The sequence below is a fragment of the Hahella chejuensis KCTC 2396 genome (assembly GCF_000012985.1).
In the GTDB taxonomy this organism is placed as follows: Bacteria; Pseudomonadota; Gammaproteobacteria; order Pseudomonadales; family Oleiphilaceae; genus Hahella; species Hahella chejuensis.
In genome coordinates, this window is record NC_007645.1 from 313,188 (window position 1) to 337,071 (window position 23,884).

The 23,884-nt window shown below is 53.9% G+C and carries 22 protein-coding genes; 13 read left to right on the forward strand and 9 right to left on the reverse strand.

Going from position 1 to position 23,884, the window contains the following annotated elements:
* Positions 1 to 180 precede the first annotated feature (180 nt).
* The 10 genes from argH to HCH_RS01380 all read left to right on the forward strand — a co-directional run bounded on the left by argH (position 181) and on the right by HCH_RS01380 (position 12,888).
* On the forward strand, positions 181 to 1,587 hold the full coding sequence (gene argH, locus HCH_RS01340; protein WP_011394284.1) for an argininosuccinate lyase: 1,407 nt from the start codon (positions 181 to 183) through the stop codon (positions 1,585 to 1,587).
* A gap of 122 nt (positions 1,588 to 1,709) precedes the next feature.
* Positions 1,710 to 4,625 carry a class I adenylate cyclase gene (locus HCH_RS01345; RefSeq protein ID WP_011394285.1) on the forward strand — a complete coding sequence of 972 codons (2,916 nt, stop codon included), beginning with the start codon at positions 1,710 to 1,712 and terminating at the stop codon, positions 4,623 to 4,625.
* Between the two features lie 144 nt (positions 4,626 to 4,769).
* Entirely contained in the window at positions 4,770 to 4,916 is a 147-nt protein-coding gene (gene lptM, locus HCH_RS35130; protein ID WP_371747882.1) for an LPS translocon maturation chaperone LptM, read from the forward strand.
* Positions 4,917 to 4,992: 76 nt separating this feature from the next.
* Positions 4,993 to 6,264 (forward strand): diaminopimelate decarboxylase, encoded by a 1,272-nt coding sequence (lysA, locus tag HCH_RS01350; protein ID WP_011394286.1) that lies wholly within the window; start codon positions 4,993 to 4,995, stop codon positions 6,262 to 6,264.
* Between the two features lie 12 nt (positions 6,265 to 6,276).
* The gene (dapF, locus tag HCH_RS01355; protein ID WP_011394287.1) at positions 6,277 to 7,107 is read left to right on the forward strand and encodes a diaminopimelate epimerase; all 831 of its coding nucleotides are present in this window, start codon (positions 6,277 to 6,279) and stop codon (positions 7,105 to 7,107) included.
* A 120-nt stretch (positions 7,108 to 7,227) separates the two neighbouring features.
* Positions 7,228 to 7,959 (forward strand): DUF484 family protein, encoded by a 732-nt coding sequence (locus HCH_RS01360; protein ID WP_011394288.1) that lies wholly within the window; start codon positions 7,228 to 7,230, stop codon positions 7,957 to 7,959.
* A gap of 36 nt (positions 7,960 to 7,995) precedes the next feature.
* Entirely contained in the window at positions 7,996 to 8,895 is a 900-nt protein-coding gene (xerC, locus tag HCH_RS01365; protein ID WP_202945317.1) for a tyrosine recombinase XerC, read from the forward strand.
* 217 nt (positions 8,896 to 9,112) lie between these two features.
* The gene (locus HCH_RS01370) at positions 9,113 to 10,849 is read left to right on the forward strand and encodes a GGDEF domain-containing protein (RefSeq protein ID WP_011394291.1); all 1,737 of its coding nucleotides are present in this window, start codon (positions 9,113 to 9,115) and stop codon (positions 10,847 to 10,849) included.
* 222 nt (positions 10,850 to 11,071) lie between these two features.
* Positions 11,072 to 12,112 carry a response regulator gene (locus HCH_RS01375; RefSeq protein WP_011394292.1) on the forward strand — a complete coding sequence of 347 codons (1,041 nt, stop codon included), beginning with the start codon at positions 11,072 to 11,074 and terminating at the stop codon, positions 12,110 to 12,112.
* A gap of 152 nt (positions 12,113 to 12,264) precedes the next feature.
* Positions 12,265 to 12,888, forward strand: coding sequence for a response regulator transcription factor (locus HCH_RS01380; RefSeq protein WP_011394293.1), 624 nt, complete (start codon positions 12,265 to 12,267; stop codon positions 12,886 to 12,888).
* A 202-nt stretch (positions 12,889 to 13,090) separates the two neighbouring features.
* Here the strand turns inward: HCH_RS01380 and HCH_RS32015 are convergent, their stop codons facing one another.
* A complete protein-coding gene (locus HCH_RS32015; protein WP_011394294.1) occupies positions 13,091 to 15,091 on the reverse strand; it encodes an ATP-binding response regulator in 2,001 nt (666 codons plus the stop codon).
* Between the two features lie 331 nt (positions 15,092 to 15,422).
* Complete coding sequence (locus HCH_RS01390) at positions 15,423 to 15,656, reverse strand: DUF2789 domain-containing protein (RefSeq protein ID WP_011394297.1); 234 nt, start codon at positions 15,654 to 15,656, stop codon at positions 15,423 to 15,425.
* A 252-nt stretch (positions 15,657 to 15,908) separates the two neighbouring features.
* Here HCH_RS01390 and HCH_RS32020 point away from each other — a divergent pair, with 252 nt between their 5' ends.
* Together HCH_RS32020 and HCH_RS32025 are read left to right on the forward strand one after the other, a co-directional pair.
* A complete protein-coding gene (locus tag HCH_RS32020) occupies positions 15,909 to 18,449 on the forward strand; it encodes an ATP-binding protein (protein WP_148212442.1) in 2,541 nt (846 codons plus the stop codon).
* Positions 18,450 to 18,624: 175 nt separating this feature from the next.
* On the forward strand, positions 18,625 to 18,990 hold the full coding sequence (locus tag HCH_RS32025; RefSeq protein ID WP_011394299.1) for a hypothetical protein: 366 nt from the start codon (positions 18,625 to 18,627) through the stop codon (positions 18,988 to 18,990).
* 27 nt (positions 18,991 to 19,017) lie between these two features.
* On the opposite strand, the gene HCH_RS01405 is transcribed toward HCH_RS32025, so the two are convergent.
* From HCH_RS01405 to HCH_RS01425, 5 genes are all read right to left on the reverse strand, one after another.
* A complete protein-coding gene (locus tag HCH_RS01405; RefSeq protein ID WP_011394300.1) occupies positions 19,018 to 19,257 on the reverse strand; it encodes a CPXCG motif-containing cysteine-rich protein in 240 nt (79 codons plus the stop codon).
* A 32-nt stretch (positions 19,258 to 19,289) separates the two neighbouring features.
* Positions 19,290 to 20,081 (reverse strand): hypothetical protein, encoded by a 792-nt coding sequence (locus HCH_RS01410; RefSeq protein WP_011394301.1) that lies wholly within the window; start codon positions 20,079 to 20,081, stop codon positions 19,290 to 19,292.
* A 68-nt stretch (positions 20,082 to 20,149) separates the two neighbouring features.
* A complete protein-coding gene (locus HCH_RS01415; RefSeq protein WP_011394302.1) occupies positions 20,150 to 20,443 on the reverse strand; it encodes a DUF2470 domain-containing protein in 294 nt (97 codons plus the stop codon).
* A 158-nt stretch (positions 20,444 to 20,601) separates the two neighbouring features.
* A complete protein-coding gene (locus HCH_RS01420; RefSeq protein ID WP_011394303.1) occupies positions 20,602 to 21,153 on the reverse strand; it encodes an alpha/beta fold hydrolase in 552 nt (183 codons plus the stop codon).
* 52 nt (positions 21,154 to 21,205) lie between these two features.
* Positions 21,206 to 21,763: a thioredoxin family protein gene (locus HCH_RS01425; RefSeq protein ID WP_011394304.1), complete on the reverse strand. Its 558-nt coding sequence runs from the start codon at positions 21,761 to 21,763 to the stop codon at positions 21,206 to 21,208.
* 99 nt (positions 21,764 to 21,862) lie between these two features.
* On the opposite strand from HCH_RS01425, the gene HCH_RS01430 reads away from it, so the two are divergent.
* A complete protein-coding gene (locus HCH_RS01430; RefSeq protein ID WP_011394305.1) occupies positions 21,863 to 22,453 on the forward strand; it encodes a hypothetical protein in 591 nt (196 codons plus the stop codon).
* Positions 22,454 to 22,479: 26 nt separating this feature from the next.
* On the opposite strand, the gene HCH_RS01435 is transcribed toward HCH_RS01430, so the two are convergent.
* Both HCH_RS01435 and HCH_RS01440 read right to left on the reverse strand, forming a co-directional pair.
* A complete protein-coding gene (locus HCH_RS01435) occupies positions 22,480 to 22,965 on the reverse strand; it encodes a hypothetical protein (protein ID WP_148212443.1) in 486 nt (161 codons plus the stop codon).
* Positions 22,938 to 23,603, reverse strand: coding sequence for a GntR family transcriptional regulator (locus tag HCH_RS01440; RefSeq protein WP_011394307.1), 666 nt, complete (start codon positions 23,601 to 23,603; stop codon positions 22,938 to 22,940). The genes HCH_RS01435 and HCH_RS01440 overlap by 28 nt, the downstream gene beginning before the upstream one ends.
* Positions 23,604 to 23,884: the final 281 nt, after the last annotated feature.

Below are 23,884 nucleotides of genomic sequence, written 5' to 3' on the forward strand. Positions count from 1 at the left end.
TGCTCCATTTTTATGCCGTCAAACCTGGTTGGCGAATACAAACGCCCCGCCCCTTCGCCTTGCATGTCTACAGAGCGCGGGAAACTGTTATAATCGCGGGCCTTTACCTATCATGCCACAGGTTGGGCATGGGTTCCGTGCGCTTCGATTCATTTCCAAGTATGAGGCAACTTGACCATCATGACAAAGCAGGACACTACCGATAAGCTCTGGGGCGGCCGCTTCACAGAAGCCACCGACGCCTTCGTAGAACGTTTCACGGCCTCCGTGGATTTTGACAGGCGCATGTATCATCACGACATCCGCGGCTCCATCGCTCACGCTACGATGCTGGCCAAAGTCGGGGTGCTGACTGAAGAAGAGCGCGACCAGATCATCAATGGGTTGCGCGAAATTGAAGCGGAAATCGAAGCCGGCGCTTTTGAGTGGTCGGTCAAGCTGGAAGACGTGCACATGAACATCGAGGCGCGCCTGACCCAGAAAATAGGCATTACCGGTAAAAAACTGCATACCGGACGTTCGCGCAATGACCAGGTAGCGACGGATATTCGTCTTTATCTGCGCGACGAAGTCGATGTCATCGCCGCTGAGCTGTTGCGTTTGATCGCCGCCCTGGCGGATCTGGCCGAACGTGAGGCGGACGCCATTATGCCTGGCTTCACTCACTTACAGACTGCGCAACCGGTGACGTTCGGCCACCACATGCTGGCCTGGGCGGAAATGCTGAAACGCGACTTCAGCCGCCTGGCGGACTGTCGCGAGCGTTTCAACGTATCTCCCTTGGGCGCGGCTGCGCTGGCGGGCACCACTTATTCCATCGATCGTCAGTACACCAGCGAACTGCTGGGCTTCAACGGGCCGGCGGAGAACTCCCTGGATGCGGTCAGCGATCGCGATTTCGCTATTGAGTTCTGCAGCTTCGCCAGTTTGTTGATGATGCATCTGTCTCGTTTCTCTGAGGAGTTGGTGCTGTGGACTTCCGCCCAGTTCAACTTCATCAATCTGCCGGACCGTTTCTGCACAGGCTCCTCCATCATGCCGCAGAAGAAAAATCCGGATGTGCCAGAGCTGATTCGCGGTAAGAGCGGTCGTGTCAGCGGTCATCTCATCAGTCTGCTGATGTTGATGAAAAGCCAGCCGCTGGCTTACAACAAAGACAACCAGGAAGACAAAGAGCCGCTGTTCGACGCCATCGATACGGTCAAAGGCTGTCTGAAAGCCTATGGCGATATGATGCCGGCGGTGTCGGTCAATCGTGACGCCATGGCGGAATCGGCGCGTCGCGGTTTTTCCACTGCAACGGATCTGGCGGATTATCTTGTGCGCAAAGGTTTGCCATTCCGCGACGCCCATGAAGTGGTCGGCAAGGCGGTGGCGCTGGGCGTATCCAGCGGCAGAGACCTGAGCGAAATGAGCCTGGAGGAGTTGCGCGAGTTCAGTGCGGACATTGAGGTGGATGTGTTCGAGGTACTGACGTTAGAAGGTTCCGTCAATGCTCGTAATCACATTGGCGGTACGGCGCCGGAACAGGTGCGCGCCGCTGTGGTCCGTACTCGGGAATGGCTCAAACGCAACACTGAGATGTAAATCTCCCGCGTTTTATCGCAGTTTCGCCCGGGCGGTCTAACCGACCCGGGCCTTTACATTCCTTTGCCTAATAAATACCGACCGTCGCAAACGCAACGCGCCGCCCCCGCTATACTCTATGCATGAGTTACCGGCGCAGCTTAAATCCCGATTACACCGAAGGCGTGGACCGTAAAGTCCTGAAAACGCTATGTCAGCGTTTCATTACTTTGGTGGAACATCGTTTACAACGCACCCGCCTGGCGTTGACGCCACGGCAGCAGGTTGTGTTGGAGCTATTGCCGCTGCTTTTTCATGTCAATCACCCTTTGTTGCCTGGCTATGTTTCCCGCACCACGCCCCATCGACTGGTTAACTATGAGCCGGACAAGAACGTCGTCGCGCAGGCGCAGCGTCTCAGCCGCTCTTTTAATTACCGGGAGCCGGCGCGCCATCATGGAGATATCGCCAGCCTCTATTTAATGGGCAGCACGGGCTCGATCGCCCATTCCGGGGGCAGCGATTTTGATGTTTGGCTTTGCCATCGACCTGATCTGGACGCAATGGCGTTAATGGAGCTGCAGCGCAAAGCGGACCTGGTGTGCCAATGGGCGATGGAGATGGGCTCGGAGATGCACATCTTCCTGATGGACGCGGAGGCGTTTCGCAGCGGCCGTCATGACGCCGCCGCCGACTCTGAAGATTGCGGCACCGCCCAGCATTATTTGTTACTGGATGAGTTTTACCGAACCGGAATCTGGTTGGGCGGCGCCTACCCTCTGTGGTGGTTGATTCCGCCCGACCAGGAAGCGAGCTATGCTGATCTGGCGGAACTATTGCTGGAAAAGCGATTCATCAAGCCCAAGGACTATATCGACTTTGGCGGCTGCGCCCGGATTCCTTCCAACGAATTTGTCGGCGCCGGCATGTGGCAGCTGTATAAAGGCATCGACTCTCCTTATAAGTCGGTGCTTAAACTGATGCTGGTGGAGTCCTACGCGAAGGAGGAGGATACGCTGCCCAATCTCAGTCTGGCGTATAAGCAGGCCATCTTCGCAGACAGGCTTGATCCCGATGAGCTGGACCCCTACGTCATGGTCTATCGGCGTCTTGAACAGTCCTTGCAATCCCGGCGCGAACAAGGACGTCTGGAACTGGTGCGACGTAGCTTCTACTTGAAAATTGGCGAGCGCCTGTCGGTTTTCGTTCCAGAAAGAGAAAAGTCCTGGCGTCGCAAAGTCATGGAAAAGCTGACTCATGAATGGGAGTGGTCAGAGCGGGAATTGCGTTACCTGGATGGCCGCAGCGCATGGAAAGTGGATCAGGTGATTCAGGAGAAACGCGCAGTGGTCAATGAACTCACCGGCTGTTACCGGTTCCTGTCCTCCTATGCGAGGGAGAAGGGGTTAGCGGCGGCGATCAGCGCCCGCGATATTAACTTGCTGGGCCGTAAGCTCTATGCGGCATTCCAGCGTAAGGCCGGCAAAGTTGAGATGATCAACCCCGGCATTGCCCCGAATCTGTCGGAGGATAATCTGGCGTTTCATCATCTCAGCAGCCAGGCCATCGGCGCCGCTGGCAACGGTTGGCTGTTGTATCGAAATCTGTCCAACCCTATGGACGCGGCTTTCAATCCCGCGGTCAAACGCTCAAACAGCCTCATTGAGTTGCTGGTCTGGGCGTATTGCAATGGCCTGTTGGACCGTAGCACCAGCGTTAGCCTGGCCTCAGGAGAAAGCCACGCCAGTCAATATGAGTTGCAACAAATCATTTCCAGTTTGCGTTCGCTGATAAGCCTGCCGTTGCCGGCCGTGACGCAACAGGATTATCGCGCCAAAGCCAGACTGCGGGCGACCCTGGTCTATGTGAACGTCGGCGTCGACCCTATGGCGGATCTGAGTCGCCGCGGTCTGCACAAGCTCAGCAACCGCAATGATGCGCTGGGCTACGCTTCCGAGCGCGCCAATCTGGTGGTGACGCTGGATCAGGTCATCATCAACAGTTGGAATGAGGTGATGGTGCAGCGTTATGAGTCCGGCGACACCCTGGTGCAGTGCCTGAAAAACTACCTTGCCGCGCTGGCCGAAAGCGAGCAGTTCGGCGAAGGGCTGCCGCAACTGTCCGTGCTCTGTTATTGCCCTACTCGGGCGGGGGCGATCGCGCAGCGGGTCAACCAGTTGTTTCAGCAAGTGGTGTTCTGCTATTTCAGCGACAAAGAGCGTGCGCGCAGCCGCTATATTCTGCAGATGGAAGACCGTTACTTCGTGCTGCAGTTTGTCGATGATCAACCCCGTTTCACGGCTTTGGAGGACTACGTCGGGTTATGTGAATTTCTGGCGCAGCCGCAAAAACATTACAGCTCGATTGTCGTGGATGACTACGCATTGAGCGAAGATGTGCTGCGCGCGGTGTTCGCCCGTATGCGTCCCCATGCGGTGCAGGTGTTTTATCTGAATCAGGGGCGCATTACCGATATCTACGTGATTGACGAGAAAGGCTCGCTGTTGGTTTATCGGGAAACAGGTTCTGACATCAATGTGCTGTTGGGATCATTGAAGCAATTTCTGCTGGGGGTGCAGGAACGCAAGCAGATGCATGACTCCCTGGCGGACGATGGCGCCGGATTCCTTGAAGTGGAATTCTATCAACTACAGCCGGGGAAACCGGAATACCGGACTGAAAAACGGGATATCAGTCTGCATAAAGGGTTTGGCGATTACGTGGAAATACAGGCGATCGGCGCTTATGAGAATGGTCGCGAACTGGATTTCAACCTCTACTGTGAGCACAAAGAATTCACGGTGCTGGAGCATGGAGGACGGGTAGCGGCGGCGCTGGCGCATTATTTAAGCAGCCGCTTTCGTAACAGCGCCGCATTGCCAGGATATATCATCGATCTCAGCTTGCCTCACGATCTGGAGCGTGAGGAATATCAGAGCCATCTGCAAACCACTCAGTATCTGCAATATAAAGCGGTGCTGGAGCGCGAGATACGCGCGGCCCGCACTGACGGCGGCGCGGCGGCGTTGCCCAATATGAATCCCGCCGCGGCCAGGTAAGCGGCGCAGGCGGGTTTTGCTACAGTGTTATTTATTTTCCTCGCAACGCTGCCGCCCGGCGGCGGTTCTATTGTGTTCAGGACTGTTTCTATTGTGTTACTGCGCCGTTATACTGGCGGAATTTGATTAATTCCGGGATGGGTTATGCGCGCAATCGGCGTGATCTTGTTGGTATACGCTTCTACTTGGTTAATGTCCTGCGGTCAGAAAGGTCCTTTGCAACTACCTGACCAACAGACATGGCGGAGCGGGGACGTCCGCATTGAGTTGAAAGCGCCGTCGGGGTATTGACCCTGATCAGGATCAGGTCCGGCCGCTGCGTCGTCAGGGGCCAGAGCGACACCCGTTCCGCAGCTTGAGTTGACCTATGGACCACTTTGAATATCGCAATCATCAGCTCTTCGCTGAAGACCTTTCCGTTCAGGAAATCGCCGAGCATTACGGCACGCCTTGCTATATCTACTCCCGGGCCACGCTGGAAAGGCATCTGAAAGCCTATCAGACTGCGATGGACGGCTACCCCCACATGATCTGCTACGCCGTCAAAGCAAACTCCAATCTTGCAGTGTTGAATGTCCTGGCGCGACTGGGCGCGGGTTTCGACATCGTTTCTGTGGGAGAAATGGAGCGGGTGTTGGCGGCGGGCGGCAAGCCGGAGCGAATTGTGTTCTCCGGCGTTGGCAAGCTGGAGCATGAAATGCGTCGCGCGCTGGAAGTCGGCGTGCATTGCTTCAATGTGGAGTCCGCGCCTGAGCTGGAAAGATTGCAGCAGGTCGCCGCGGATATGGGCAAAAAAGCGCCAATCTCCATTCGCGTCAATCCGGATGTGGACCCGCAAACGCATCCCTACATCTCCACCGGACTTAAAGAAAACAAGTTTGGCGTCAGCATTGATGAAGCGCTGGAGCTGTATCACTCCGCCGCCGTGTCGCCGCACTTGGACGTTATCGGTATTGACTGCCATATTGGTTCGCAACTGACTCAGATAAGCCCGTTCCTGGATGCGCTGGAGCGCGTGCTGAACATCATCGAGACTTTGCGCAACGAAGGTATTCGCCTCAAGCATTTGGATCTGGGCGGCGGCCTGGGCGTCACCTATAACCAGGAAACGCCTCCGCACCCCAACGAGTACGCCCGCGCCGTCATGGAGCGCCTGAAGGGCAGCGGCCTGACGCTGGTGCTGGAGCCGGGGCGTTCTATCGCCGCCAATGCTGGCCTGATGGTCACCCGCGTAGAGTACCTGAAGCATAACGGCCACAAAGACTTCGCCATCGTCGACGCGGCGATGAACGACCTGATCCGCCCATCTCTGTACGGCGCCTGGCAGAATATCGTGCCGGTGAGGCAGCACAGCGAAGGCAAAGAAGCGCGTTATGATATTGTCGGGCCGGTATGCGAAACTGGCGACTTCATTGGTAAAGAGCGTCTTTTGAACCTGAAGCCGGGGGATCTGCTGGCGGTGCGTTCCGCAGGAGCCTATGGTTTCGTCATGAGTTCCAACTACAACTCTCGCGGTCGCGCCGCAGAGGTGATGGTGGATGGCGACAAGCATTACCTTGTGCGTCGTCGTGAAACTATCGAAGAGTTGTTCGCGGGAGAGTGCGCGCTGCCGGAGAGCGCTTCGGTAAAACCTGCATAAAAGTGAGCTGAAATGTTAATAAAGTTCACCAAAATGCATGGTTTGGGCAACGACTTCATGGTTGTCGATCTCATCTCCCAGCATGCGCACTTTCGTCCGGAACAAGTACGCAGACTGGCTGATCGCAACTTTGGCGTAGGCTTCGATCAGTTGCTGATCGTCGAACCGCCAGGACGCCCCGATGCGGATTTCAGATACCGGATTTTCAATGCCGATGGCTCGGAAGTGGAGCAGTGCGGCAATGGCGCACGTTGTTTTGCGCGCTTTGTTAAAGAAAACCGTCTGACCAACAAGAAAAACATCCGTGTGGAGACCAAAAAGGGAATTATCGAACTGATCGTCAACAAGGATGGTTTGGTGACCGTGGATATGGGCGCGCCCAGACTGGCTCCGGCGGATATTCCTTTTGTCGCCGAGACGCAGGAGGCGATTTATCCGATTGAAGTCAACGGCGTAATGTATGAAATCAGCGCGGTTTCCATGGGTAATCCGCATGGCGTATTGGTGGTGGATGACGTTAACAAAGCCCCAGTGCATAAACTGGGTAAAGCGTTGGAAAATCACCCTCGCTTTCCAGAACGCGCCAATATTGGATTTTTACAGGTGGTTCACCGCCGCTTTGCTAAGCTTAGAGTGTTCGAGAGAGGCGCGGGAGAAACCCTGGCCTGCGGTACCGGCGCCTGTGCGGCGGTGGTGGCGGGCAGGCTGCGCGGCCTGTTGGATCGCAAGGTGGAAATCAAGCTGCCGGGCGGCAACCTCAAGATAAGCTGGGAAGGCGAAGGCCACCCGGTCATGATGACAGGGCCGGCGGTGCGCGTTTTTGACGGTCAGGTAAGGATATAACTCGGCAGGGATACTGACAGGAATAAAATAGACGGACTATTAATACAAACGTCAGGCATACAACCGGAACTCACAAGCCCTGATGGGCGCTTAAGTAGAGTTCCGGCAGTGGAGTGGTGAATGAATAATCAGGCAAAGCGCAGTGACGAAAATCCGGCGCTGACAGCAGAAGCTGTGGTGGCTTACCTGCGTGAGCACCCCAACTTTTTTGTTGAGCATGAAGAACTGCTCAATGAAATAAGGCTGCCGCACCGGTCCGGCGCGGCGATTTCCCTGGTTGAGCGACAAATCAGCCTGTTTCGGGAACAACGCGATCATTATGAGCGGCAACTGTACGATTTGATTGATACGGCGCGTCAGAACGACCGCTTCTTTGAAAAAAGCAAACGTTTGCTGATGAACTTGCTGGAAGCACGTTCGCTGGACGAAGTGGTGATTGTGCTGGAGGACAGTTTCACCGGCGACTTCCAGGTGGATTTCTGTAGCCTGGTGTTGTTCGCCGAGCATAAAGACTTCCCGATCAGCAATGTTTCCACTGCTTCACTGATGGAATGTTCCGATGCGCTGGGCGAAGAACTGCTTAACAGCGTCAAGGCGGTTTGCGGCAATCTGGAAGCCAGGCAGCTGCAGGTTCTATTTCCTCACAATCATGCTGACATTGCGTCCTGCGCGGTTATTCCCCTTAGATACGGCGATTTGCTGGGGATGTTGAGCATCGGCAGTCGCAATGAGCGTTATTTCAATACCGGCATGGGATCGCTGTTCCTGTCATACATCAGTGAGTCTCTTAGCCGTATGCTTCCGCCTTTATTGGCTAAAGAGGGGCGGGGAGACGAGCATTTCCCGGATTAGCGATTGGTTGCGAGTCTTGGAGAGCCTTCAATGAGTTTGTCCACGCAAGTGGAGGCGTTTATTGCCTATCTGCATAGCGAACGCCGTTACTCCGTGCATACCGTCAGCAGCTACAATCGGGATTTACGACGCGTCGTTGCATACTGTGACGCCAATGGCGTTGCTAGCTGGAAAGACCTGCATACGCCACAGCTCCGCCAGGCTCTCAGCGAGTTTCATCGACGTGGACTCGGCAGCCGCTCGTTGCACCGCTTGCTGTCTACAGTCCGACGTTTCTATGAGTATCTCTTGCGAGAGCGCCTCGTATACGAAAACCCCGCCAATGGCGTACGCGCCCCTAAAATGACCAAGCGTTTACCGGCGACTATGGACGTTGATCAGGCTAAGCAGTTGCTGGATTCCCCAGTGGAGGAAGAAGAACTGGAAATACGCGATCAGGCGATCGCCGAACTATTTTATACGTCCGGCATCCGTCTAAGCGAGCTGGCGGGGTTGGACCTGGCGCATTTGGATTTAAGCGAGGGCTTGGCCAGGGTGTTGGGGAAAGGCGGCAAAGAGCGTTTAGTTCCCGTTGGCGGTCAGGCGCGCAAGGCGCTGCGAGATTGGTTGCAGGCGAGAGCTTCTCTCGCGGTGGCGGGAGAGCCCGCTGTGTTCGTCAGTCTGCGAGGCGGGCGCTTGTCCCGACGCAGCATTCAGGAGCGTCTGCGCCAATGGGCGCAAAAGAAAGGCTTCAGCGGTCGCTTGTACCCCCACTTATTTCGCCACTCTTGCGCCAGCCATCTATTGGAGTCCAGCGGCGATCTGCGGGCGGTGCAGGAGTTACTCGGACATGCTGACATCTCCACTACGCAGATATATACCCATTTGAATTTTCAACATCTGGCGGAAGTCTACGATAAAGCCCATCCTCGCGCGCGCAAGCGTAAGAAGGATTAGCCTTCACGCATAAATCGTCCCCTAACGCCGTTAAACCTCCGTGTTTGTCAGCCTCTCTGTTGGCGTTCAATGTTTTAGAAACCGCCTATACTCATAGTGAACCGGGTCGGCATTGATGATTGCCTGCCCGACGCCGGCTTTACTTTACGTTCGGTGTCCAAGTGTTCAATGAACGCTGAATGCATTGCTAACATCCTGAAAATAAAATCCTTTCTTCATGGCTTCTGAAAACGATCGCTGGAAAAAAAAGTATTTCGACAAACTGGATGAGTTCGAGCAGGTGGAGTCCGGTCTTAAAGAGCGCATTCATGTACTGGAGCGCATAGTTGTCCGCGTCAGCTTGGCGGCGGAAGGCGTGGACAAAGATCTGGACCGGGAGCTGGAAGCGCTACGCAATATTCTGAGAAGGGAAAACGGAAGCTCCCGTGAACTGAACCAACAACTGGATAGTATAGAAAAAAAGGTGCTGGCGCTGGATCAGCACAAGCAGGCGATTTCAGGCGGCGTGCTGGAGGCCCTGGGAGAATTAATAGAGCAGTTGTCACAACAAAATATTTCACGAGAAGCGCGTAAGCAGTTAAAGAAATATGGCAAACAACTCAAAAATCGGGTGGAGGATCTACGACATTACCCGCAGCTATTGAAGGAGTTTTCTCAGCTCCAAGCGGCGGTGCTACAGGAGCTGTTCAGTGATTCAGATGGGCGTAAGGATAAGAAAGAGGGCTTTTTAAGTCGGTTATTCGCCAATCGCGAAGGCGGCGAGAGCGTCGTCCAAGAGGAGTTGGAGGAAGATATTGAAGCCCCGCCGCCGCAATCTCAGGATGCTGAAGAGAGTCGCTATGCGTTGGAAGTAGGTCAGGATGCAGCGGCTTCCACTTTGGACGGCGGAAACTTCGAACCAGGCTTTTCTGCAATTGCCGATCATGTGTGCATATCTTTGAATCATCTGATTGATCAGCTGGTATTGCCGCCAAACATGCTGGGGGATTCTGAGAAACTAAAGAATAAAATCAGCGGAGGCCTGAACTGGTATGAGCTGGCTCCAACCCTGGACGATGTGGCTGCGCTGGCGATTGCGGCGGTCGGCCGGGGGCAACGAGAGTTTGAGAGTTTCCTGAAGGCATTGGATGAACGCTTGGCGAGTATTCAGAATTTTCTCCAGGGAAGCCAAGCCAATGTTCAGGAGTCGCGAGACAATAATGCGGAGCTGGAAAAAAGCGTGCGTGAGCAAGTGACTTCCATGCAGGAGAATGTGCGGGGAGCGACGGATATAGATTCGTTGAAATGCTCAGTGCAACACAATCTGGACACTCTGATATCTTCCATCGATCGCTTCATGCATAAAGAGGCTGATCGAGAAGCGCGTCTTAGCGAAGAAGTTGAATTGCTGCATCACCGCCTGCGTGAATTGGAGAGTGAATCCGGCGAAGTGCGCGAACGGTTGGAGATAGAACGCGCCAGGGCGCTTACAGACGCTCTTACAGCGCTTCCAAACAGGGAAGCCTATGAGAACCGCGTGCGCGATGAGTTTGAGCGCTGGCGGCGTTACGGCAACCCTCTGACGCTGGTGGTGGCGGACATCGACCGTTTTAAAGAGGTGAATGATAAGTTCGGGCATCTGGCGGGAGACAAAGTTATTCAACTGATAGGCAAGGAAGTCTCGCGCAGAATACGTAAAACGGATTTTATCGCCCGTTATGGCGGTGAAGAGTTTGTCGTACTATTGCCGGAGACCCCGGCCAGCATTGCTGCGGAAGTAATGGATAAGACCCGGGAAATGATTTCCCGGCTACCCTTTCATTTTCGTAATGAAAAAGTCCGCATTACCATGTCATTTGGCGTTTGCGAGTTTCACGGTGACGCAACAGTGCAGGGGGTATTTGAAAAGGCGGATCAGGCGCTTTACAAAGCCAAGCGCAGTGGCCGCAATCAGGTGCAGATTGCGGGGGTATGAAGCGTAAGTACTTTGCCTTTTGCAATAGCCGGTTAGTGATAGGCGTTAGTTTTTAATGCATACTCCGTCACGGTTCTGCTAATGGTCTAGTCTTTTCGGGTTAGGATAAACGGGATGAATCATCCTTCGGGCTTATTGTTTGGGTCGTAAACTTATGTAACATTTTGTGATTAGCTAAGTGGATAGTTAGCATTAATCTAATGTTGCATATAGGGTTTCCCCATGTCACGCGAGTCCTCCAAACATCAAGACGCAGGTCTGTTTAAAAGACTCTTGTCAAAGCTTGGATTAGCGAGTGGTCGTTCTGGCGGTCGGGATGGAGCCCAAATCAACTATGAACTCAATTGGGAAATGAGCGCCATGGAGGCGTTGCGGGTGAGTACGCTTGGCTACGCCTCACCAGCGGCCACAAGTAAACTGGTTTCTTCGCAAAGCGAAACATTGAAACCGGCGGCTCATACCGAAATATCGGCGTCACAACCGGCCATGACGCCGGCCAAACAAGCCGTGAGGTCGGACGCGCAGTCTGTCATGGTGGTGGATGGCTCCGACAACCTGCATGCTACGCTCGACAAATTATTCGAACATATGGGCGTGCGTTTGGTGTCTGCGCGCAGCGGCGCTGAAGCGCAACGCCTCATAAATACAATCAAGCCTGCTTTGATTTTGGTTGATGCGGCCCTTCCAGACATGGAATGGGCGCGGTTGGCGACTTGGATTCGCCGTAACGAACAGCTTACTGAATCCCCCATTGTGTTGATGGCGGAAGACGATAGGGAGTTAGAGCATGTCTCTCATCCCTGGCTGGAGATCAACGACTTTCTGCTCAAGCCGTTCAACTTATATGGCTTGCAGGATATGTTAAGCAAATACTGTCGGCTTTCGGCGAATGTCGCCAAACCGGCGGTGCGCGGTGTGCTGGGACTGGTGGTCGATGACGATGAGCAGCGTTTGGTTCTACGACGCTTTCTTAGTCGCAAGGGCTACCACGTGCCGGTAAGCTGCTCGCCGGACGCCAGGGAGTGCTGTCTGTTATTAAATGGCTCCAAGGAAGTAACCAGTTGGCTCGTACAGATACAGGACGAGGATAAATGTATCGAGGTCGTTAGCGAATTCGACTCGATCTATGATGCGCCAGTGCTAGTGGGACTGGAAATGGCGCCCGACAGTTCCCAGACCAGCAAGGAGCGTGGGAACTGGGAGTCGAGATTACTGGACAAGTTGTCCAGAGTTGCGGCCAAGGATGAGTTAGATGCCGCTTAAGACATCGAACAGGTCAAAAAACGATAGATTAGTTATTAGTCACAAACGGGAGTTTGCTATAGTTTAGGTATGTGTCCGATACGCATAGGCAATACTCGCATAAGCAAGCATACTGCTGTTTGTCTGAACCCTTAATTCAACGCCAAGTAACCATGAACAACAGATTCGTAATTACTGATGACCACGGCATTTTTCGCAGTGGTTTAAAACTGATCATTAGTGGTCTGTATCCTGATGCAGAAATCCTGGAAGCCGCCTCGGGATCGGAAGTGTTTCGGTTGCTGAACGCCAACACTGACGTGGATTTGGTGTTGCTGGATCTCAGCATGCCGGATAGCCAGGGACTTGAGCTGTTACGCAAACTCAAACAAGAGTTTGTCATGACTCCCTTCGCTGTTATTTCCGCCAGTGAGGAAGCGGCTTTGATTCAGGGCGCAATTCAATTGGGCGCGCTGGGTTATGTCCCCAAATCCTCTTCCAATGCGGTTATCGCCAGTGCGATTCAGCTAATGCTTTCCGGCGGTGTTTATATTCCGCACGAATTGCTGCGGACCGGACACGATGAAGGCATGCCCACAGGCGACATCTGCTTGACTCCGCGTCAGCATGAAGTCTTGGGATTGTTGGCGGAAGGGATGTCGAACAAGCAAATCGGCACCAAACTCAGCATTGCGCCAGGGACTATCAAGGCGCATATCGCAGCTATTTTCAGAGAACTGAACGCCGCTAATCGTACACAGGCGGTTCATCGCGCCAGAGAACTGAAGTTACTCTAACAACATCTCTGAGCCATACGCTTCCCGTAGCCTTTGTGTTCCTGCAGGGCTGCGGGTAGCTGTTATTTTCACTCATCTTCTCCCCACTCTAAATCGCCTGCCACAGCCATTAGTTCTCGCCAGTACGATATAAATTTATCGTGGAGGATGATGGTGATCGGGAATCAGGAAGCCCAAAGGGACTTCCTGATTCAGGACGTTATCAAGAAGTCTGAGGCGCGCCCATTTTCAATACGGACATGCAAACCGAGCGTAATTGCGCGGGTTTGATCGGCTTGTGCAGCAGAGGATAAGGCGAGTCGTAAGCTAGTTTCACCCTGTCTGGCGCTGTATCGCCTGTAATCAACAGGGAAGGGATATTGGAGCGGAAGTGCTGGTGCATGCGTTGAATGGCGTCAAGACCGGTGACGCCAGCCTGTAGACGCAGGTCGCTGATAATCAGATCCGGCTTTTGCTTATAGGATTTACAAAGATCTAACGCTTCTTCGATGGATTTCGCAAGTATGGGTTGCAACTGCCATGATTCCAGAAGCGCTTTCATTCCCAGCAGGATGGAAGCATCATCGTCGATCACTAACACTCTTTCATAGCGCAAGGGCGCAACAGTCGCCTTGGGCGGTGTGGGGCGCTGTGACTTGTTCAATCCAAGCGGCGCGATAATCTCAAAGCGGGTGCCTTGCTCCAACTGTGAAGAGAAGCGGATTGGATGATTCAACAGCTGACAGGTGCGCTTGACGATGGATAGTCCAAGCCCCAAGCCTTTACTGCGATCACGCTCAGGATTGCTCAACTGCACGAACTCTTTAAACACAGAGCCTTGGTCATCCGGTGGAATGCCGGGGCCGCTATCCCAAACCAGCAAGCGAGCTCGTTTTCCTTCCCGCTTGCAGCCAATAAAGATAAATCCGCTTTCAGTGTACTTAATCGCGTTGGAGACCAGGTTCACCAACACCTGTTCAAGCAAATGCGGATCGGAATAGATGAATGAGCGGCTGGGAACAATACGCAAGTCCAGACCTTTGTCCATCGCCTGCTGACGGAACACCACTTCCAGGCGGTCATAAATACGCTGTAGGGGGAAGTGCTCTTTCTTCGGCTTGAGCACGCCGGCTTCAAGCTTGGAGATGTCCAGGAGCGAATTGAACAACTCTTTCATGGTTTCCAGCGAGCGCGCCAAATTGCGATGGATTTCCTGCGCTTGTCTGGTGGTCAGTTGCGGCTGCAGGGCTTCGATAAATAAGCTCATGGCGTGCAGTGGCTGCCGTAGATCGTGACTGGCCGCAGCCAGGAAGCGGGTTTTGTCCTGGTTGGCTTTCTCCGCCTCCCAGCGCGCCTGTTTGGCCGCCAGTGCGGAGGCTTTGGCGTCGAACTGCTGTTGCACAAACTTTTTGTTCAGCTCCACCAGTTCGGAAGTGCGCTCATGCACCAACTTTTCCAAATGACGGCGGTGGGTTTTTATTTCGTCTTCAATTTCTTTGCGGCGTCGCAACTGTGAATCAATGCCTAACAACATCTGGTTAATATGCGACGCGAGTACGTCCAGCTCATCCTGAATTCGCAGGGCTCCGCGTAACGGCAACAAATGTCTGGCGGGGCGATTGTAGTTGATCTGCGCCAGACGCTGCAGGATACCGTGCAGCGGACGTTCAATGGCCTGGCTCAACTGGATGCTGTGAAATAAGTACAGAATGATGAGACAGGCCAGGCCCGTGCTCCAAAGAGGCAGTGTCTGTTGAGCGAGCTCTTCCATCAATACAGCGGGTTGCAGCTCTACCCAAAGTTCTCCTTTCGCCGCGCTTTGCGGAGCGGTGGCGGTGGTTGGCAACTCAAAGAGTTGGGCGCCGATAGTGGGTAAGAAGCCGAATACGGCGTGCCAGGGCGCGCCCTCTTTTCTCTCTATTTCGTAGCGCAGTAATACCGCGCCCTGTTTTTCCCTAAGAATGGCTTCCCGCAGTGGCAGTAACTTATTAAGAGTCTGCAGAGTGGCGATAGCTTGCGACTCGTTTTTAGCGGCCAACGCTGCGGCTAAATCGTCCTGGATGATGGAGACGCTGTTATTCATGGCGCTACGCCACTTCTGTTCCAGCGTCAGCCAGCTCAACGCCAGCATGACGCAGGCCAGTAACATGCCGAACAACAGATAGGCCAACAGGGTTCTGCGCCTTAGCCGATGCGAAATGTATTGCTGATTATTGAGATTCATCCTGGCGCCGCGCTGAGCTGTGAATTGGGAGTGGCATTGTGTAATCCGGTCAACTTCTTATAGCGCAAAATAATTATGGAGGCGCAGCCTCGAAACGCTCGCCATGACAGTCGATCAAGGCGTTGAAGATGTGTGCGGGAAAACCGCGGCCGATTACAAACAAAGCCGGCGAATTACGCATGATACTACGTCTGTCGGCAAGAATTAATCTCCCAACCCGTTTGGACTAGGCCCGTCTGGCGCGGCCTAGGCGGCTGTTTTGAAAATAAAACGTTGCATCAAACTGGCGCCATGTAAAGTGATAAAAAGTTCTTTCCAGGCAAGCCTCTACCTAGTGGCGAAGCAGCGCATCGAGTTCGTCGATCGCCTCGCACCAGTCAGAGTCTTCTTCCCAGGCTTGCATGATGAAATCGCGTTGCGCTTCATTCCAGAAGGGCGCGTTAGCCAGGGAAACCGCGCTGTTTAGTGGGCTGTGACTGCTAATCCATTGTTTTACTTGGGCTGGGTCGTTTTCCAGGCCAAGTTGGGCGAAGAGGGTGTTCATGTTGTGTGTCGATGTATCCATCAGACATCTCCTCTTTAAGTTTATGTTGAGCCTGTGATCAGCGTCTCAATTTGTCCGCAGCAGCTCTCAAAGTATAGGCGAAGTGCGAGCAATTGCGGGCGGCTGTCAATAATGCTCAATCATGCCATAATGTTACCCGCTCCGGCCGTAGGGCTTCGCCGTCATATTCTGAGTCGGGCGCCATCACAAGGGGACTGGGCGGGTGACGATCCGTTTTTATTCACATCTATTGTTCTGCACAGGCTTGTCGGCATGAAGGCGAAACCATGCGTTGTTCGTCAACAGCACTGGTTGGCGCGCCTGGGCGTGGCGCTTTTGTTCCTGTTATGCGGCTGTCTGGCGCCGGCGAGCGCGGATGAAGGCCCGGCAGACATTTTGACCCCGTTTGAGCGTTCCTGGTTGCAGGCGCACCCCAACATCCGCATCGCTGGCGACCCTCACTGGCCCCCTTTTGAAATGATTGATGAGGAAGGCAATTACCAGGGCATTGTAGCGGACTATATTCAGCTGCTGGAGCAACGCTTGAATTATCGTTTTGAGCGCACCCGACGGGAGAACTGGACCGCCACCCTCGGCGCCATGCAGACCCGGGAGCTGGACGTTATCGCCGCCGTAGCGGTGACGCCCCGCCGAGAAGGGCGTATGTTGTTCTCCGAACATTACCTTTCTTATCCGATTGTGATGGCGGTTCGTGATGAGATGCGCTTTATTGGTTCTCTGGAAGAACTTGACCGGGAGCGCGTCGCCGTCGTTAAGGATTACGCCAGCCAGGATTTTCTGTTGATCAACCACCCCAACCTGAATCTGGTGTTCGTGGATACTTTGGAAGAAGGACTACTCGGTGTTTCCAACGGCGATATTGATGTTCTGATCAGCAATATTCCCAGCATCAGTTATTTGGTCAACCATCTTGGCGTCAGCAATATCAAGTTGACCGGCATCACTCCATACACTTATGACATCGCTATTGGCGTACGGTCGGATTGGCCGATACTGACGCGGATTCTGGATAAAGGCCTCAACACTATCACCACGGAAGAGCAGGAGGCGATTTACAAGAAGTGGATCACTTTCAGCTACGAGGAGAAAATCGACTACGCGCTGGTATGGCGCATCACCACTGTAGCGGTAGTGGTAATCATCATCTTTCTGTATTGGAACCGTAAATTATCTCGGGAAGTGGCGGAGCGGATTCGTTCTGAAGAGGCGCTGCGCAAGAGCGAAGAGCGCCTGCGAGCGGCGATGAAACATGCTGAACATCTGGCGAAAGCCGCGGACTCAGCCAATAAAGCGAAAAGCGAATTCCTCGCCAACATGTCTCATGAGATTCGTACGCCGATGAATGCCGTCATTGGTTATACCGAACTGTTGGAAGGGCTGATTCATGACGCCAAACAGAAATCCTATCTGGACGCCATTAAGAAAGGCAGCCGGGCTCTGTTGACCATCATCAACGATATTCTTGATCTGTCCAAAGTGGAGTCCGGCAAGTTGCGCATTGAATACGCGCCTTTGGACCCGCATCGTCTATTACAGGATGTGGCGCAGATATTTTCCGCCCGCATTTCTCAGAAGAAGCTGGATTTGCGCATTGTGCTGGATGATCAGTTGCCGCACTCCCTGGTGCTGGATGAAGTGCGTTTGCGGCAGGTGATATTCAATCTGGTGGGCAACGCAATCAAATTCACTCATGAGGGTTACATTTCCCTGTGCGCTAAAGCGTCTTCAATTCCAGGGGATGACGATCACATTGAGCTGGAAATTGCGGTAGAGGATAGCGGTATTGGTATTGCGCAGGATCAGCAGGCGCGGATATTCAATGCGTTTGAGCAGCACGAAGGGCAGAGTAACCGCCAGTATGGCGGTACGGGACTTGGCTTGGCTATCAGCAAAAAGCTGGTGGAGATGATGAATGGTGAAATCGGCCTTAAAAGCGAGCTGGGTAAAGGCTCTCGCTTTGAAATTCGCCTGCATCACGTCTCTGTCAGTCAGCGTAAAGAAGAGAACAAATACGAGTTGCGCTCCGCTAAGGCGCCGCGCTTCCGTCCGGCGAGAATCCTGCTGGTGGACGATGTGGAGACAAATCGCAAATTGATCAAGGAGTTCTTCAGCGGTACGGAGTTGATCATTATGGAAGCCTGTGACGGACGTGAAGCGCTAACATTGGCGCGACAGGAGAAGCCGGATCTGATTCTGATGGACTTGCGTATGCCGCGCATGGACGGTTACGAGGCGACTCGTTTGCTCAAGCAACATCCGCTCACCGCCAAGATTCCCGTCATCGCTTTGACTGGCTCCACACTGGCGGATGAGTTTGTGCGCATCGACCAGCTTGGTTTCTCGGACGCGCTGCGCAAACCGATTGAACGCGCTTTACTGTTTAACGTGCTGACCCATTATCTGGCGGTAGTAAAAACCAAAAAAACGAGGGCTGATAGTCCGTCGACGCGCGAGCGCGCGAAACCGGAGGCCAAGGTGAAGCTGGCGACTGAAGCGCAAATGAACTCCATGGCGCAGCAGAAATTGGCGTCGGAACTGAAGCAGGAGCTGTGGACGGATTGGGAAGACTTGAAAGACAGTGGCGATCTGCAGCGCGTGCAGGAGTTCGCCAGTCGTCTCAGCGCCATGGCTGAGACTTATGCCCATGAAGGATTGGAGGAGTACGCCCGCTCGCTGTCGACATTGGCGACTCAGTTTGATCTGCAGGGATTGCAGGCGCAGTTGGCGGCTTATCCGCAGGAGGTGGAAAAGCTGATGTCGGAAACGGAGGATGGAGTCAAAAATACCGCATAACCTGATGTAAACATCCTAACTGACGGGAGATTGACGAAGTTTTATATTCTCTTGCAGTCAAGTTTGCGTCGCCTTTGTAAACCAATGAAAAACCCGTTGGTTCGGGGCGATGCGATAAACAAGTTTGGCTAATAATTATGCAGTGTTCATGTGAACGCTTCAGGGGAGAAGGTCAATGGTACGTCAATGGTTCTTTGTTTTGATGGTTTCCATCGGTTGCGCCCCAGCCGTTTTCGCAGAATCGCCCACCCGGCACCTGCACCTGGCTCTTGCTGACATGGAGAGAATCAGCTCGGATATGTATTTCATTGGTTATCAGAGCGTGGAGCTCAGTCAGCCTGATCAATATGGTGTAAAGAAGTACATGGTGTTGGACTTTCGATTCGCCGGGCAGTTGGCGCACAAGGATACCGACGCCCAAGTGCGGCGCATTTGCCGCAGGGTGCTTGATAATCCCGTCCTGCTGAAGGACCTGTCCTCAATGGGATACGAAATGGTCTCAGTGGCCTTCGACGAAGCTGAGCAGTTCGATTGTCTCTGATTTACGTCGCCGGCGTGTAAGCGCCGGCTACGCCTCATCCTCGCTTCTTACGCTCAGGTCCAGCACTTCCCCTTCATAGCTGCAAGTTACATGCATGGACATAGAGCGGCAGCAGATACGGCAATCTTCGTAATAATCCTGAATCTCGGTGGAACAGTCGACAGCGACAGTCTGGGTTTCTCCGCAATAAGGACAGGAAACCTCACAGTAACGCAACATTTCTACTTTCTCGGGCAAATACAGATAGGTATTTAAGTGATAGATCAAAAAATGCGCTTAAGCAAGCGCATTTGGATTTATCAGGTCTTCTGCTCCGCCCGCTGGCGTATGAGGCCCAGCAGTGCGAGATAAAGGACGGCGACGACGAAGCCGGCGAGGGTGCCCGTGAGAGCGCCAAGATTGTCGTAGGTCAACGCCACAGTCAGAGTGTAGGCGAGCAGAGATCCGAGTCCAATAGGATAGAATTTGATAAGCGTGCTGGCCGGCTCTGGACCGTAGCTTAAGTGAACGATGAGCAGAAGGGGAAGAAAGGTCACCGGGAATGCTGCAAACAGCCCCGCCAATAACGTATTGCCGAGATAGGCTATAGCTGTAACAGCAAGCACCAGCGTGGAGGATAGAAAGCCGCGCAAAAATAGTACCGGGTAGGTCAGACGTACGGAGGCGGCGATATTCACCGAAGGGATATTTTTGTAGGCGATGGCGATCAGCGCGACGCCGGCGCCAGCGACCGCCAGATTACGCCATAAGCCCCCACTGATCAGGCTTAGTCCGCCATTCGCCGCAATAAACGCAAGAATGCCCGCCAGAGGCGCCCAGATTGCGGAAGAGGATAGTTTGAGGCAGAACAAATAGGCGGTCGTCATCGCCAGCGCCGCCAGGAAGCCAAGCAAAGCGTGGGAGGCGCTGGCGGCGGCGAACTCCGGCCCCTGCTCTATCGCTATGAACGCCAAGGCGATAGCGGTGCCCAGGGGAAAACCGGACAGTAGTCCGGCGGTGCGAGTACTTACTCTCTCGGCGACCCAGGCCAGGACCATTACTGTCGCCACCGTCGTGACAACCTTGGCTGCCTGCAAGATCAGGATATCCATAGAGGAACTCTGATAAATACAGACGAAAAACCGGCTTTGGAATGACGCGTTTCTATGGAGTCCAGCCTCTAGTAACTCTTCTCACTGGCGAGTCCGGCTTTGGCCTGTTTGGCCATTTCCACCAAGACTTGTCGCGCTTCCTCAGTTGAGTGAATAGAGCGAATCAGGGGGACGGACAGTTTGCAGGAGAGACTGTGGGCGATCACCTGCAAATAAAGCTCGTGGCTGGTGATCTCAGTGAGCTCCGCGGACACCACGTCATGGACGCCGCCATAGTAGCGAACGTAATTACAGAGCGTTTCTGCGTGGTCGTCGTTCATATGTTGAATAATGCCGGCTACGTCTTGGGTAGAAAGGGTCATAGCTTTATGTTCCGATGGTTATCAATATGGCAATGATATTGGCATGTTAATAATCAGGCGCATGAATGCGCCAGCGCGGCTAGCCGCGGGAGACAGGGCCTGACATGTGCAGGCCCTGTCGTTGCAGACAAATAGAAGGAAGCTATTTGTCTGCCTGATTAATAGTATGCTTTGGCGGCGCTATAACAGGTCGCTTGCAGCCTGTTTTCGACGTCACGCAGCCGCGCTGTCAGGAAATCCTCGAACCAGCCGCCAATCTGCGGCAGGCTGATCAACAAACGATGGTTGTCATCGACAAAATGCAGGGTGCAACGATGCTGGCTTCCCCATTTGAGCACATTTTGCGGCTCAATCAGATGGTCCCGCCAGCCATGCACTACTTCCGTATGCGGCGCTGACGGCTCCAGCCAGGGGTCTGCATAGCCTGGCAAACCGATCGCCGGCGCCAATAAAAACAGCCCTTCGACGGGATGTTCTTTGGAAACTTTCAGCGAGACGTAAGCGCCCATACTGGAGCCCACCAGGATTAAACGTTCGTCGTCAGGCAGATGTTTTAACAAATGCTCCGCCCGCTCATCAGGGTCAGGCATGCCGCGGTAATCCACGCTGGTGATGGAGAAACCCAGGCGCCCTGCGATATCCGATAAATACTGAATTTTTCCGCCCCAAGGACCGCTATCCCGACCGTGAGAAAAAATCACCCGCCACATTGTTTATCCCTTCGCCTTCTTCCAAGTTGTCGATACTAAGGCGTTACAACCGTTAAGCGTCGCGCCACTTTATATTGCACCCCATACTTGGACGTTGATCGGAGGCAATTTCGCCGCCGTTTAATAGCGCGTCCACCGCTTGGCGTAAATCTTTTCCCGTAACGGGCTTGTCGGCGCCGGGGCGGCTATCGTCGAATTGCCCCCGATAGACCAGACGGCGTTGGGCGTCGAACAGGAAAAAGTCCGGAGTACAGGCGGCATGATAGGCTTTGGCGATTTCCTGCGTCTCGTCGTACACGTAGGGGAACACATATTTGTAGCGCGCCACTTCCAGCGCCATATTTTCCGGGGAGTCCGCCGGGTAGGCGCTGGCGTCGTTGGCGTTGACGGCGATGACGCCAAGGCCCTTGGCGGCGTAGTCGCGGGCGAAATCCGCCAGCGCTGTTTTCAGGTGGATGACATAGGGGCAGTGATTGCAGATGAACATCACCAGCAGCGCCGGATCGTCACTGAAATCCGCCAGCGACCAGTGGCGTCCCTGAGTATCGCTAAGATTGAAGTTCGGCGCGCGGGAGCCCAGTGCGAGCATGGTGGAAGAGGTCAGGGCCATTGTAGTCTCCTTCTTTGTTTTCCTGGGGGAATTTGGCGTATTGACTGGCAAGGCTGACGGGTAGAGTTTACCATTAAAAAGAAACTGAAGGAGATATGAGTGGCGCAATACGAATTAGTGTTTACTGGCGGCTTGGCGGACGGTTTTTCGCTGGACCAGGTTAAAGAAAATGTCGCTAAGTTATTTAAGGCGTCCCCCGCGCAAGTGGACCAGATGTTCTCAGGCAAGGCGGTGGTGCTGCGTAACCGACTGGATGACGTTACCGCCCAGAAATACAAAGCGGTGCTGCATAAGAACGGCGCCGTTTGCCTGATTCGTGAAATGGGAGCGCCGGAGGTCAACGAGCCAGCGCCAACCGCCGTTTCGTCTGCGCCAGTTCAACCCGTTGTGCGTGAGCCCACACCGCAGGCGGCCACGACCGCCGCCAAGCCGGTTAAATCCTCTGCGCCAACAGGCGGTCTGCCTGTCGCCGGCGAGAAGGTGGATGACATTCTGTCAGAGGTGGATTGGGATATCGCTCCAGTCGGGTCTGTCATGTCCGAACATCATGAGACCTTGCCTTTACCTGAACCGGACTTGTCGCATCTGCAGCTGGCCCCTGCCGGCAGCGATCTTGGCCAGAAGAAAAAAGGTCCGCCGCCGCCAGCCCCGGACACCAGCCACATCAAGCTGGAAGAACCCCGCAAATAGGGTTTTCCCCATACAAGCGCCCCTGTTTAGTGCAAAGGTCCCATTAGCTCGTAGAATTCTTCAGGGCAGGGGCCGCTGTATTTTTTATAGCGAATCGCCCGAAACTCCTCTCCCGGCTGGGGGCTGGGCGTTCCTGGCGGCGTTGGGTAGATAAACTCCAGATCCCCGGGATAAAAGTTCATTAGCCATTGGCGGGGATAGGTCTCCAATACTTCCGCTACGCCTTTTAGCGGCCTGAAGACGCAGGTTTCCTTCTGCTTTGGTTTGGTCTTGCGAGTGGGCGGTTTAGGCTCAGGCGCCTCTGCTTCAGGAGTGGGCTGCATATCTTCGAACGTTGGCGTTTCAGCCTGCGGTTCGGGTATGACGGGTGGCGTGGTTTGTCCGGCGCAGCCAGCCAGCAGCGCTAAGCCGAGCATCAGCGGCAACACTTTTCCATGACAGGAAGAATAAGGCCGCGGTAAACAGCCGGTCATTTGCTCTGTTCTCACCGCCGCGTCTGCGCTCTCAGACACTCAATAACTTGCTGGCGCTGGCTTTCCGCATAGGAAGTCAGGATGGATTGCAGGCTGCGCTCGTCACGTTGATGGATGGCGTCCAACGAGCTGCGCATATAAGACAGGTTGTCTTCAATTATTTTGGGTCCCTGACGCAGGGCCATAAAGCTGCAGCGCTTGGCGGAGGGCCAGAGGTCGTTGACCATATTGATAATGAAATAGTTGTCTGCATAGACCAATGAGGCTTGCGTGTATTCGACGCCGATCTTATGAAAATTCAGCAGATCGCCTTTTTCGAAGCATGTTTTCATCTGCGTATAAAGCGATTCCAGACGCTCCATATCATGAGGCCGCCAGCTACACACCAGTTTGACGCCGGTGTGACTCAATATCAGCAGCAGGGTTTCATACAGGCTATCGACGAAGTGTTCGTTCAGCTCGGTAACGAAAGCGCCTTTGCGGGGCACGTTGGTTACAAGATAACGCTTTTCCAGTAACAAAAGGGCTTCTCGGATGGAGCCGTGGCTGACTTCCAGTTCCTTGGACATGGCGTTCTCAAAGATTCTTTGGCCGGACTGCAGCTGGCCGAGCACGATGAGATCTTCCAAATGCTGGGCGACCTGTTCGGTCAGCGTCTCCTTGGGTTTGAACGTCATTTATACCCCGGTGCGGGCGAACGAAAGATGGGATAGGGTTACAGGGCGCTAATGGTTGCATAGAAATTGCTTGAAGAAAACCGCAGAAGCCGTAACCTGCGGGCGGATTACGGTTTTAACGGATAACAAAGCGTTCTCAATAAATAACTTAAAGTTATATGAAACGGCGCCGATACCCCTGAAGCAGACTGCGCGTTTCTATAAATGCTTCAGGCAAAAAAAAGCGGAGCCGCATCCGGCTCCGCAAGCGCAGCAGATAAAGAACGTTCCCTTGCACGTCG